The organism is Paenibacillus sp. NRS-1781, from assembly GCF_050467745.1.
Lineage (GTDB): Bacteria > Bacillota > Bacilli > Paenibacillales > Paenibacillaceae > Paenibacillus > Paenibacillus terrae_A.
Window position 1 is genome coordinate 137,836 of sequence record NZ_JBITPI010000049.1, and the last position, 12,280, is coordinate 150,115.

Annotated in this window: 13 protein-coding genes; 11 read left to right on the top strand and 2 right to left on the bottom strand. The window is 46.1% G+C overall.

What is annotated here, in order from left to right:
* Positions 1-18 precede the first annotated feature (18 nt).
* Entirely contained in the window at positions 19-1,122 is a 1,104-nt protein-coding gene (gene hisC / locus ACIFO6_RS18800) for a histidinol-phosphate transaminase (protein ID WP_430042792.1), read from the top strand.
* 26 nt (positions 1,123-1,148) lie between these two features.
* On the top strand, positions 1,149-2,237 hold the full coding sequence (locus ACIFO6_RS18805; RefSeq protein WP_430042793.1) for a prephenate dehydrogenase: 1,089 nt from the start codon (positions 1,149-1,151) through the stop codon (positions 2,235-2,237).
* A 304-nt stretch (positions 2,238-2,541) separates the two neighbouring features.
* On the opposite strand, the gene ACIFO6_RS18810 is transcribed toward ACIFO6_RS18805, so the two are convergent.
* On the bottom strand, positions 2,542-3,498 hold the full coding sequence (locus ACIFO6_RS18810) for an IS30 family transposase (RefSeq protein ID WP_430042794.1): 957 nt from the start codon (positions 3,496-3,498) through the stop codon (positions 2,542-2,544).
* A 643-nt stretch (positions 3,499-4,141) separates the two neighbouring features.
* Here ACIFO6_RS18810 and ACIFO6_RS18815 point away from each other — a divergent pair.
* The 3 genes from ACIFO6_RS18815 (at position 4,142) to ACIFO6_RS18825 (ending at position 6,034) form a co-directional block, all read left to right on the top strand.
* On the top strand, positions 4,142-4,738 hold the full coding sequence (locus ACIFO6_RS18815; protein WP_014282079.1) for an RNA polymerase sigma factor: 597 nt from the start codon (positions 4,142-4,144) through the stop codon (positions 4,736-4,738).
* Complete coding sequence (locus ACIFO6_RS18820; protein ID WP_044648459.1) at positions 4,735-5,361, top strand: hypothetical protein; 627 nt, start codon at positions 4,735-4,737, stop codon at positions 5,359-5,361. Before ACIFO6_RS18815 ends, ACIFO6_RS18820 begins: the two co-directional genes overlap by 4 nt.
* Positions 5,362-5,431: 70 nt before the next feature.
* Positions 5,432-6,034, top strand: a complete 603-nt coding sequence (locus ACIFO6_RS18825; RefSeq protein ID WP_430042797.1) for a histidine phosphatase family protein — start codon at positions 5,432-5,434, stop codon at positions 6,032-6,034.
* A gap of 54 nt (positions 6,035-6,088) precedes the next feature.
* Here ACIFO6_RS18825 and ACIFO6_RS18830 read toward each other — a convergent pair.
* A protein-coding gene (locus ACIFO6_RS18830; protein WP_430042799.1) for an IS3 family transposase occupies positions 6,089-7,446 on the bottom strand; the annotation gives its coding sequence in 2 pieces (ribosomal slippage) (positions 6,089-6,993 and positions 6,993-7,446; 1,359 coding nt in all).
* A gap of 202 nt (positions 7,447-7,648) precedes the next feature.
* Between ACIFO6_RS18830 and ACIFO6_RS18835 the strand changes: the two genes are divergently transcribed.
* From ACIFO6_RS18835 to ACIFO6_RS18860, 6 genes are all read left to right on the top strand, one after another.
* Entirely contained in the window at positions 7,649-8,758 is a 1,110-nt protein-coding gene (locus ACIFO6_RS18835; protein ID WP_430042800.1) for a hypothetical protein, read from the top strand.
* A 51-nt stretch (positions 8,759-8,809) separates the two neighbouring features.
* Complete coding sequence (locus ACIFO6_RS18840) at positions 8,810-9,316, top strand: gamma carbonic anhydrase family protein (protein WP_430042802.1); 507 nt, start codon at positions 8,810-8,812, stop codon at positions 9,314-9,316.
* A gap of 22 nt (positions 9,317-9,338) precedes the next feature.
* Positions 9,339-9,518, top strand: a complete 180-nt coding sequence (locus ACIFO6_RS18845) for an IDEAL domain-containing protein (RefSeq protein WP_025682222.1) — start codon at positions 9,339-9,341, stop codon at positions 9,516-9,518.
* Positions 9,519-9,690: 172 nt separating this feature from the next.
* Complete coding sequence (locus tag ACIFO6_RS18850; RefSeq protein WP_430042804.1) at positions 9,691-10,341, top strand: DUF1405 domain-containing protein; 651 nt, start codon at positions 9,691-9,693, stop codon at positions 10,339-10,341.
* A gap of 48 nt (positions 10,342-10,389) precedes the next feature.
* Positions 10,390-11,286, top strand: a complete 897-nt coding sequence (locus ACIFO6_RS18855; RefSeq protein ID WP_430042805.1) for a GNAT family N-acetyltransferase — start codon at positions 10,390-10,392, stop codon at positions 11,284-11,286.
* Between the two features lie 84 nt (positions 11,287-11,370).
* Positions 11,371-12,216 carry a sporulation protein YpjB gene (locus ACIFO6_RS18860; protein ID WP_430042807.1) on the top strand — a complete coding sequence of 282 codons (846 nt, stop codon included), beginning with the start codon at positions 11,371-11,373 and terminating at the stop codon, positions 12,214-12,216.
* The last annotated feature ends 64 nt before the right edge of the window (positions 12,217-12,280 follow it).

Below are 12,280 nucleotides of genomic sequence, written 5' to 3' on the forward strand. Positions count from 1 at the left end.
ATTAGAGGAGGTAGGGGTATGCAACCTAAACCGCATATTGTACATTTGCCGGTATATCAGCCCGGTAAACCGATTGAAGATGTGAAGCGCGAACTGGGACTTGATGAAGTAATCAAGCTCGCCTCGAATGAAAATCCGTATGGCAGCTCTCCTAAAGTATTGCAGGCCATTCAGGAGGAATTTGCGAATATTAGTGTATATCCTGACGGCAGCGCGGTAGCTTTAACACAGGCGCTGGCTAAACATACGGGCTTGCAAGAGGATCAGTTTATTTATGGCTGTGGCTCTGACGAGATTATTGCGTTGATTACGCGTGCTTTTCTTCTTCCCGGGGAAGAAAGTATCATGGCCGATCAGACCTTCTCCGTATACAAGAGCAATGTAGAGATTGAGGGAGCGGTTGCTGTTGAGGTGCCTTTGCGTGACGGGGTGCATGATCTGGAAGCCATGTTGTCTCAGATTAACGACCGTACGAAAATGATCTGGATCTGTAATCCGAACAACCCGACAGGCACGATTGTACCTGAAGCAGAATTGATCGCATTTTTGGATCGGGTGCCGAAGCATGTTATGGTTGTGCTGGATGAGGCGTATTTCGAGTTTGTGACGGATAGCACGTATCCAGACGGTATTCGTTTATTGCCAGCCTATGAAAATCTGGTTGTATTGCGCACTTTCTCTAAAATCTACGGTCTGGCATCGCTTCGCATCGGATACGGTATGGGAGCTGTGGCAACGATTCGCCTGATTAATCAGGTTCGTGAGCCGTTCAATACTTCGCGGGTAGCACAGGCTGCGGCGGTTGCGGCGTTGGAAGATCAGGATTTTGTGCAGGAATGCCGTGACCGCAACGCAGAGGGCAGAGCCTATTTGCAAAATGAATTAAAGCGTCTTGGACTGGAATATTTTCCGGCACATGGTAATTTTATTATGCTGGATGTACGTCGCCCGTCGGGTGAGGTATTTCAGGAGCTGCTTCGTAAAGGCGTGATTATTCGCGCTGGTCATCACAAATATCCGACATACATTAGGGTGTCGGTTGGATCACAGCCGCAAAATGAGTGGTTTATCCGTGCGCTGGAACAGGTCCTGGGGGCGGAAGCGGCGAAAGCGCGTCTATAATTTCCGCAGATGGGATTTGATAATTGATGAAGATTGCCATTTTCGGCGTGGGATTGATCGGTGGGTCCCTTGCGCTTTGTTTTAAAGGGAAGCCGGGCATTACCGTTGTCGGTCATGCTCATCTCCCCGAACTCATGGAGCCGATGTTGAGCCGTGGTGTCGTGGACACTGTGACTCTTTCGGTTGAAGAGGCGGCAGAGGATGCCAATTTTATTTTTTTATGCGTACCTGTCGGCTTACTGGAGCATTATCTGGAGCTGTTAAGCAGGTTGCCGCTTAAAGAGGGTTGTATTATTACCGATGTAGGCAGTACAAAATCGTCGATTGCCAAAAAAGCGTCGGAAATCTCTTTGCGACATGCTTATTTTATTGGTGGCCATCCGATGGCCGGCTCGGAGCGTTCCGGTGTGAAGGCTGCTTCTGCGTTACTGTTTGAGAATGCCTACTATGTACTTTCCCCCGCAGAAGGTGTGCCTGAGGAAGCATACAGTTCGCTGGAGCGTCTGTTGAAATATACAGGAGCTCAGATTGTGCGTGTCCAGCCTGATATGCACGATGACATTGTCGGGGCGATCAGCCATCTTCCGCATATTATTGCAGCGGCGCTGGTGAATCAGGTGCGCAAGCACAATGACGAAAATCCGTTGTACCGTACGCTGGCTGCTGGCGGCTTTCGCGATATTACGCGAATTGCTTCCAGTGATCCGATTGTGTGGCGGGACATTTTGCTGAGCAATCGTGATGTTTTGCTAGGTCTGCTGGAAGAGTGGAACGGGCAGATTGAGCGTTTTACCCATTTACTGAGAATACAAGACGGAGAGGGAATCGCTGACGAGTTTTTGACGGCGGGGCATTTCCGCAGTGAGCTGCCGGAACGCCGCAAAGGTGTCATCGTCTCAACGTTTGATCTGTATATTGATGTACCGGATACCCCGGGAATTATCGGTCGAATTGCAACAGAGCTGGGAGATAACAGCATTAACCTGAGCAATATGCAAATCATTGAAAGCCGGGAGGATGTTCCTGGTATTATGCGGCTTTCCTTCCGCCAAGAACGGGACTGGGAGCGCGCCAAGGCGTTGCTGGATTCAATGAGCTATAAAGTGGTGGTATAGAAAGGAAAGTGTGATTGTTGGTTAAGGCGGATAGCACCGCTTCGCTTCTCCAGATTCAAATGGACCGCTCCGCTACTGGCCGCCTTAAAATCACCACATTTTCTGGGAGTAAAGTAGTAGGAAAAGATTTAAAACAGGCGGGCGGAGATTCTTTTCGCCCGTTTGCTACGTTATTCGAAGGTCTATGAGCCAGTTTAGTGGGTATAGATAGCGTTTGATAAATGAGTTTTGTTGTTAGACGAAAAATGGAGATAATAATCTAAGAAATTAAAGCCGACTAAGGCTTTTAAAAAAAGACGGATTGTCAAGCCAAGTGCGACAGTTCCTGTGTGAAAGATTCGTGAGCGGTTTTCCACCCCAGACATTTTCGGGGGCGATGGTTGATTAAATCAAGCGAACGCTTCAATGCTACATCGGATACTTGGGCAAAGTCCGTACCTTTGGGAAAGAACTCTCGAAGCAAGCCGTTCGCATTCTCATTCGCCCCTCTTTGCCAGGAAGAGTATGGGTCAGCAAAGTAGATCTGCACGTCATGTGTGGTTTCCAGGTTTGCATAGTAGGCGAATTCTTTGCCTCGATCTGCAGTTGCGGTTTGAAACGCCCCGGCAGGGTACTGAGAAGCCGCAACGCCACAGGCAATCTCCAACGACAATGCCGTGCGATCAGGCATTTGAATCGCGGTGTACAGACGGGTTTTCCGTTCAATGAAGGTTGCCACACAACCTTTGCTTTTCCCACGACCAGACACCACTGTATCTAGCTCCCAGTGTCCAAAGGTGTCCCGGGAACGCACCTCCTTGGGGCGTTCGGAAATCGACTTACCCACGGCAAACTTCCCTCGTTTTTCAGCAGGCTGTTGCCGTTTACCTTTGTACCGTAGCACCTTCACGTCCGCTTGGGCCAGGCGGCCTGTATAGAGCCAGCGATAGATGGTTTTGCAGCCCACGGTGGGCTGGCCTTCTGCTCTAAAACGCTCCACGATCTGCTCAGGTGACCACGTCGCATGCAACTTCTCTTCGAGCTTTACCGCCTGTTCCTCTGTCCATTTTCCTTGGGGTACGGAGGCTCTACGGCGCTGCTCGTAACCATGTTGGGAGCGCTGTGCATCGTAGGACGCTAGCTCAGCATTCCGACGGATTTCCCGGCAAATGGTCGCATGATGTCGCCCCAGTTCCTCAGCGATGGTTCTTGAACTTTTCCCCTGCTGATGCAGGATTTCTAGCTTGCTTCGTTCGATTATGCTAAGATGTGAGTAGCTCATGGTGGATTCTCCTTGTGTGAATGTGGGTGTAGGAACTTTCATTCTACACGAATCCGGCCATGGGCCCTTTTTTATTTATTTCCAGTAGGTGTCGCACTTCATATTACAATCCGTCAAAACAAAAAAAAGACCACCCGGGTAAAGCCCCGGGTGGTAGCTGCTCTTATGGAGTAGCTGAGTAGGATAGGAGTGGAGAGAAACCATACTGTACTTTTATTATATGTATACGTTTTCATTTTGTCAATGTTTTTTAAAGCGTTTTCTTGCGGGTAATTATTCTTCCAGCATATTCAAAAGGGACAGATTCAAGATTATGTCACTTTATCTTCAAAAAACTTAAAATCAATCGGAAATGCCTTATATCAGAAACAGTCGCTAGCGTTACGTAGCCTGTGTTGGAAATCATGGGGATTTTGGACTTTTTTACTGAGGACTATTTTGTGGTACAATGGGAAAGTCCATTGTGGATGTTGGGGATAGCACCGTTATTGTTGGCACTACATAGGGTAAAAAAAACAAATGTTCCATGATGCTGTTTCATCCATTTGCGCAGAGTGCGCAACTTTTTTTGGCCTGTTCGGTATATATAGACAGAATCGGATGGGAGAACAGCACATGTATGGGCGAGGAGGGTCTCACTCGGATGATGACAGATTCCCAGATGATTCAGGAAATCAAACAAGGAAATGTTGAGGTTTATTCAGAATTAATGAGGCGGCACCAACGTAAAATTTTAGCTTTTGTTTATCATATGCTAAAAAGTTCGAACCTGGAAATGATTGCTGAGGACTTATGCTCGGAGACGTTTTATAAAGCGTACCGGAGCCTTCACTCTTTTCGCGAGGTAGATGCATCGTTCTCCACATGGTTATATACGATTGCACGTAATACGGTGCTGAGCGAGCTTCGCAAGCATCGTAGCGGTCAGGTTCCATTGGAGGAGAGCGGTTATGTGCCGGTTGCTCCATTGGATGTGATTCCAGAGCAAGCCGTCCTTCGCGGCGAGAAGGTAGAGATGGTTCGTGAAGCGATCAACAGATTGCCAGAGAAGCAGCGGTCTGCGCTGATTTTGCGTGAATACGAGCAATTGGACTATCAGGAGATTGCTACGATTTTGGGGCAGACGGTCAGTGCGGTGAAATCGTTGCTTTTCCGGGCCAGAACCAGTGTGAAGACGCAGTTGGAGCCTTATTTTTTTGAGCCTCTCTATGAGGAAAACGAAGGGATGAGCAGCCAATGAAATCCAGGGACGCTGAGGATTTGTTCGCTACAGGCAAAAATGTATCGAAACAAGACTCGGAGCACAGACGGGCCAAAAGCTCGTCTGCCGGATGGGAGCATGGTTCGAAAGAAAATGAGTGGAATTTGTCAAAAGAAAGTGGATCCGCTATTCGCGATATTTCCTTTGAGATAACAGATGAGCAGGCGGAAGCAATGAATCGCAGGGTCATGGATCGGATTTATGAAGAGTCACCGTGGCTTGTTCCCGGCGAGCATCGGCGTGCGCGTGTGAACCCTGCATCTCGTAAGTATATGTCCGTGTGGATCGCCGGATTTTTGGCGGTATTTTTGTGTAGCTTTTTGTTTTTGAACTGGAATGGAAGCTCCTCTCAAGAAAACCCTCCTCAAGCGGCACCTGTCATGGATACGGGTATTTTACCGACAGGCTTGCTGGAAACTACAAGTACATCTCCACAATATCAATACCACATTAAAGATGTGAATAGTGGCATTATGGACCCGCTGGTTGCAAGCATTGTTCCTACTTACCCGCAATATTGGATGTTGCTGTCTGTGTTGGCACTTGCGCTTGCCTTATTTTCTCTGGGCTGGATTCATCGTGCGAGACGGGTTAGAAATTAGCAGCACAGCTGGGCTCCAATACGGATTCATAACAATGCCTGAATAACTAAATAGCGGAGGAAACAACACGATGCTTATTGGCTTGATCAGACATGGATTAACGGATTGGAATGCGGTAGGTAAAATCCAGGGCCACAGTGATATTCCGTTGAATGAGGAAGGGCGCCAGCAGGCACGCTTGTTGGCAGAGCGCTTAAAAGATGAGTCCTATCATTGGGATGGACTTATTACAAGCAGCCTTTCGAGAGCCAAGGAGACGGGAGAGATTATTGCATCTGCTCTTCATCTTCCTTTGCTGGAGCCAGACGATCGGCTGAGAGAACGTGCTTATGGTCAGGTCGAGGGCATGACGCAGGTCGGGCGTGAGCAGAAGTGGGGGAGCGACTGGCATCTGCTGGATCTGGGACAGGAGAGCGATGAAGCTCTTCAACTCCGCGGATTGGCTTTTATGGAGGCCATTTGGTCGGAAAACAGGGACAAGAACCTGCTGGTCGTTTCTCATGGCGGTTTTTTGGCTAATTTGTATAAGGCTTTGTATCAGGAAAAGTTTACCGAACGAATTGGTAATCTGTCACTGAGTGTTCTCCAGCGTGAGGATACGGATTGGACGCCGCTGTTGTATAATTGCACCAGACATTTACAGGAAAAAGGCGATTGTAACTTAAAAGGTTGACCAAAGACCACGAACCTTTTGAAGTGACCCCATAAAGTTAGACAGGTTATATCATTAGGCAACTTGTTGGGCATGAGTTCGGTACTGTACCGGACTCATGCCTTTTAGTTTTGCCTTAATTCGCTTGTTATTGTAATAATCAATGTATATTGATAGCTCTTGTTTAAAATGTATGATACTTTCGAATTCCATTAAATACAGAAATTCAGATTTCATGATGCCGAAAAAGTTCTCGATGACGGCATTGTCGTAGCAGTTACCTTTACGGGACATACTTTGCTTGAGACCCCGTTCTTTGAGGGTGTGACGATACTGTTTCATCTGATAATGCCAACCTTGATCGGAATGAATCAGGGGCGTATCTTCATCCTTTAGTCGATTGAAGGATTGATCTAACATCGTTGAAACCAGGGAATAGACTGGCCTTGAGCCGATCGTATACGTAATGATTTCCCCATTATAAAGATCCAACATAGGAGATAAATATAGTTTTTCTCCAAATAATTTAAACTCAGTTATATCGGTAACCCACTTTTCATTTGGCTTTTCAGCGTGGAAGTTACGTTCTAAAATGTTTGGTGCAATCTTGCCAATCAAGCCTTTATATGAACGATACTTCTTCATGCGTACCAGGCTTTTTAAGCCTAATACCTTCATCAAACGTTGCACCTTCTTATGATTAACACGATGACCGCGATTCACTAACTCATCTCGAATACGGCGATAACCGTAACGCCCCTGATGCTCCTCGTAAATCGCTTGAATCATGTCTTTTAACTCAGAGTCTTTGTCTGACCTATCAAATGTATTCACCCAGTAGTAATACGTGCTACGTGGGATATCTGCAAACTGTAGGAGTGCTTTCACCGAAAATTCGTTCCTTAGTTCATAGACTGCTTGCGCTTTGTCTTGTTTGGTGATTTTTCCTTGTTTTGAACTAAGGCATTCAACTTTTTTAGATAAGCGTTCTCCATAAGCAAACGTCCTACCTCTTTTTGCAAAGCTTCTACAGATCCCTCTACAGGCCTTGTATCATTCAGTTGTTTAGTATCCTTTTTCATGGATGAGGGCCTTTCTTTCTTTGGTTGTAGGGCGTCTATTCCATGTAATTCTAAGCTTCTTTGCCAGCTTAAAAGGGTACTATGACTCGCAATATTAAATACCGCAGCCGTCTCTCTAATAGACGTTCCATATTTTTTTATATGATTAAGTACGTCTAGTTTATCCTGTACAGAATACGATGTATAGCGCTTTTTAAAGACCTCTTCACCATGGTACTCGTATTGTCTAATCCAATTTAATAGGACAGTATGATGGAGTCCTATCGATTTCGCAATCGATTCCATGCTTTCCGATCCATTTTGATAACGCATAACTGCTTGTAATTTTTCGTCCGGACTAAACTTAGCCATAGAAAAACTGCACCTCCAATGTTAGATGGTGTCTAACAATTGGGGTGCAGTTCACTACTCAGTGTAGAAGCTGTGGTCTTTTTGTTTTTTAATTATAGCTTTGCAAAAAAGAGGTTTAGAGTCTGAACATTCCGTCAAAGCTGTGGGTACAACAGGTAAGAATCAATTCCGGATGACAGTCCAGTGACGAGGCGATGGAACGATGAATCTGGCGGATATGCTGACATTTGCGGATATTGTGCATTTGAACAGAATCGCGGTGTATTACGAATGTGACTGTAAGCCCAATTCCAAACATGAGCTGATCCAGGGCATTTTGACAAAGCTCGGCAGCAGCAGTTTTTTTGAGATGCAGGTCAGGGAGCTGAAGTTGTCAGAGGTAAGGTTTTTGAACACACTGCTATTCGATGACCGACCTTATTTCAGTATGGAGGAATTGATTGCGGTTGCCAAACAATCTGCCGAGGAGGATGGGGATTCCGGTGAGCAACCGCGGGACATCGTGGCCCGTTTACGCAACAGTGGCTGGCTATTCAACGGTTCGACGCACAATACGAGGTATTTGTATCAAATTCCGTTGGACATGAAGGAGCGTTTCCGTCGTGTCATGGTGCAAGACTTGCAAAACGGAATGATCCGGGTAAGTGAGCCAACGTCGTACCGGGATGAAGGACATCTTTTGGCGGAGGATTTACGACTTTTCCTTCAGTACATGGAGCAGCATGAAGTTCCGCTTAACCCCGAGGGGGCTTGGTATCGTCGCAATCAGCAGCAGCTGATGGAGCATTTGCATATTGCGGAGCCGCTTTTGGGCAAAGGGGGCTGGCGTTTTGGATATGGCTCCTCCTTTAAGTTTTATCCCGACCGAATGGCATTGCTATATGATTATGCCCGTCACTCCAGGTTTATTGAGGAGAAGGGGGATCGTGTTGTGCTGACGGCAAAGGGGGAGGCACGCAGGGAGTACGCGATCGAGGATGAGATGATACAGCTATTCAGGTTTTGGTTAAGGTTGTATAAAGGAGCCGTTCCCAATCTACTTTCTCTGGTCTACTGGATAGGAGAATGTGCCAGGCCTTGGACGTCCTCGGAGTCACTTTATGTATATATCGGCCCGCTGATCAGACCGTTTTATTATGATACGCCCCGTTCGGTCTTTGATCAGAGAATTATACGAATGATGCTCCACTTGGGTATGCTTCGTCTGGGTGAGCATTCGACGGGGCCATCTGTACAGATGACCGCCTGGGGGCTGAAGCTGGCAGGGGAGTGCCGCATTGGGCGGAACGACACGGGCATGCGGCTCCATTGACAAGCAGCATACATGTTGGTAGAATTCACCCAAAATGAGAGGGTGAAGTTGATGCTGATTCACTATAACGGGAACATGCCACAGCTCCATTCATCTGTCTATGTGGCAGAAGGAGCAAAAATTGTCGGAAAGGTAATGATCGGCCAAGATTCCTCAGTTTGGTTCAATGCCGTACTGCGCGGGGATATGGCGCCTGTCATCATCGGTGAACGCTGCAATATCCAGGACGGTGTCGTGGGACATGTGAACACGGACCAGCCCCTGGTACTGGCGGATGATATTTCGGTGGGACATGCTGCGGTTATCCATGGTTGTACGGTAGGCAAAGGCACTTTAATCGGTATGGGGGCTATTGTACTCAACGGAGCTGAGCTTGGTGAATATGCTTTAATAGGAGCAGGGTCGGTCGTTACGGAAAATACCAAAATACCACCCTATACTCTTTCTCTCGGTACACCTGCCAAAGTGGTGCGAGAATTGACAGACGCAGATTTGCAGCGGATGTCACGTACGGCACTCAGCTATGTAACGAAAGGAAAAGAATATAGGATCTCTTAAACTCATGTTGGAGGTGCATCCTATGGATAAAATGAAGGTTACTTATGAAGTAATGTTGGGTTTGTCTGCTGAAATGGTTTTGGACGAGGCATTACGTAAACACCGGAGTGAAAAGCTCTACAAGGATATTGATGAGGCGCTGGCCTCCGGAGATGAAGTAGCTTTTCGTCATCTTACGGATGAACTGAAAGCGATCAATTGAGCCGTTTCAGGAGATCTGACCTTGGGTAACAGACGAATTGGCAATACAAGACTATAATCATCAAGCCTGACCGTAGCAGAGGCCAGGTTTTTTTGATACGCTTTTATATGATATAGTCAATGTAGGATGGAGCCTGTACGGGGCATCTATCGTATGAACGGAGGATGAGGACGTGTCGTTGTCTTATTTATGGAGCCGGTCGTTCTTGACGAGCCGGCCTTTTTTGTGGCTGTTGTTCTGGTGTAACCTGGCTGGAACCGTGTATGGGTACATATGGTATGGAGGGCAATTGGAATACACGCTAAACTACCACCCGATATGGCAGATTGTATTTGTACCTGATAGTCCGACGGCCAGCCTGTTTTTTACGATTTCTGTATTATTTCTGCTTTATCCTCCGCGCCTGAAGGTCATTCGCCAGCTGATGGAGGCGTTAGCTGTGGTTACGAGTGTAAAATACGGCATCTGGGCCTCAGCTATTATTTTTTGGGGTGTCGCGCAGGGAGGGCATATGATATGGCAGGATTGGATGCTGGTAGCATCTCATACGGCAATGGCAGTCGAAGCCTTGCTGTTCGTTCGTTTTTTTACCTGCAAATGGGCGGCTCTGTGCGTAGCAGCTTTGTGGACACTGTTAAATGATACGGTCGATTATACATTCGGCATATATCCGTATCTTCCGAGGACGCTAACGGATGATGTACCACAAGTGCGTACTTTTACCTATATGCTGACCCTTTTCAGTATCGCAGCCTCATGGCTTGCCATGTATGTGCGTGATCGAATGGCTTCCTCACTTAATAAGGCCAAATCATTGGAATAGTCTAATATTAATTTTATGATTTAATTTTTACGAACTGGAGAATTATTGATGGATATCGTTATAAATAAAAAAGAATATAGATTTAAAAAGGGAATTCGTGATGATCTTAAAATAAGAAAGAGCTTTAACCAATTAGCAAAACAAAGTTTTGATCTGAATTTTGAAGTTTGGCATGAATTAGGATTCTGGGATGAAAAATATATTCCTTATGTACTGTTAGATGGGGATTGCGTGGTGGCTAATGTATCTGTGAGTCTGATGGATTTTAGTTTGTCAGGTGAACAGAAGAAATTTATTCAAATCGGAACCGTAATGACAGATCCTAACTACAGGAATCAAGGACTGAGTCGCTTTTTGATAGAACGTGTATTACAGGATTGGCATGGGAATTGTGATGCAATGTATCTTTTTGCGAATGATGATGTGAAGGAGTTTTATCCTAAATTTGGTTTTTCTGCTGCACAAGAGTATCAATGTATCCGGAAAGCACCCATTAAAAGCATGGACGTTCCAGTTAAAAAATTGAACATGGAAGCGACGTCAGATTTACAGCTATTGAAAAGAAAATGTTCCTCTTTAAATCCTTATTCATATTTTTCCATGGAAAGCAGTGAATGGTTAATATTATTCTATTGCATCTCTTTTTTTAAAGATAAGGTGTTCTATATCCCTCTGTATGACACGATTGTCATTATGGATTTCGAAGAAAATATCATGAATTGTTACGATATTTTTGGAACGGGGGATATTCCTATAGAAATGATTTTATCTGTAGTCATGGAAAAAGAAACGAAGAAAATTATTTTCGGCTTTACGCCAGAGCCGATGGACGGTTGCGAAATTTCTCTTCTGAATCAAGAAGATACCACACTATTTTATAGATCTAACAATGAAAGTATATGTACAGAACATAAACTGATGTTTCCTATTTTGTCACGGGCATAACCTGCCCTGGAAGATAGCAGCACGCTAAAGCCAAGTTCTAGTCCCTGTAACCTTGCCATACAGTAAGGTGAGGAGGGATGTCCCATGGTTTTGAGTCAGGCGTTTCGTGGTGTGCTGCGTGTCGTTTGGGGAGTTGTATTATCTATGGTCTTGTCGCTTTCCGTTTGTTTCCCTCCGGGCATTGCGGAAGCGCGGGATCAGCCCAAGTCCACCAGTAATGCAAAGGAAATAGAGGAACTGGATCGTGCGGCTGCGATGTTGTACCGGGATGTAATGGATGGGAATATTGAAAAAGCACGCGCCGATGTAGCGGAGGTAAGCCGATGGTTCAGCACGGGTCAGGTACAGGCTGCACTGTCTGTGGAGGCCATTCATGTTTTATCCGGCAGCATTCTTGAGGTACAGGAAGCTACACAATCCGTGCAAGCATCGCCGGATGAATGGGTGAAGGCCGCTGCCAATTTGCGACTTGCGGCAGATGCGATTGCACATCCGCGCCAGCCTTTATGGCAGCAGTATTATAAAATTTTAAAAGAAGATATCAGTGGCTTAAATAGCCAGTTTGCTAAAGGAAATATGAAAGGTTTCGCTGCTGGAGCAACAGTGCTGGAGGATCATTACGAGACGATCCGGACGGCGGCGTTGATCAGCGGTAAAACAACAGAGGTTGTTCGAGCAGATTCATGGATTTCTTACGTTAAAGGATTGGGAAATCAGCAAAATGTGGATGCTTCAGCGATTAGAGGGGCACTAGAGCAGGGAAACCCGACGTTTAATGCCTTGTTTGGACGTGAAAAAGACGCTACTGCGCTGGCTCCATTCATCCCATATGAAAGCGAGCGACGAGCAGAACTGGCAATCGGGCTGATGATTTTGCTGACACTTGCTTATGTGGGGTACCGTAAATATCGATCCGGTTTCTCCAGTTAAGACTGAAATGCTGCAACGAACTTCGCTGCCATTGATCCAATGAATATACGCCTGACCACTTGCC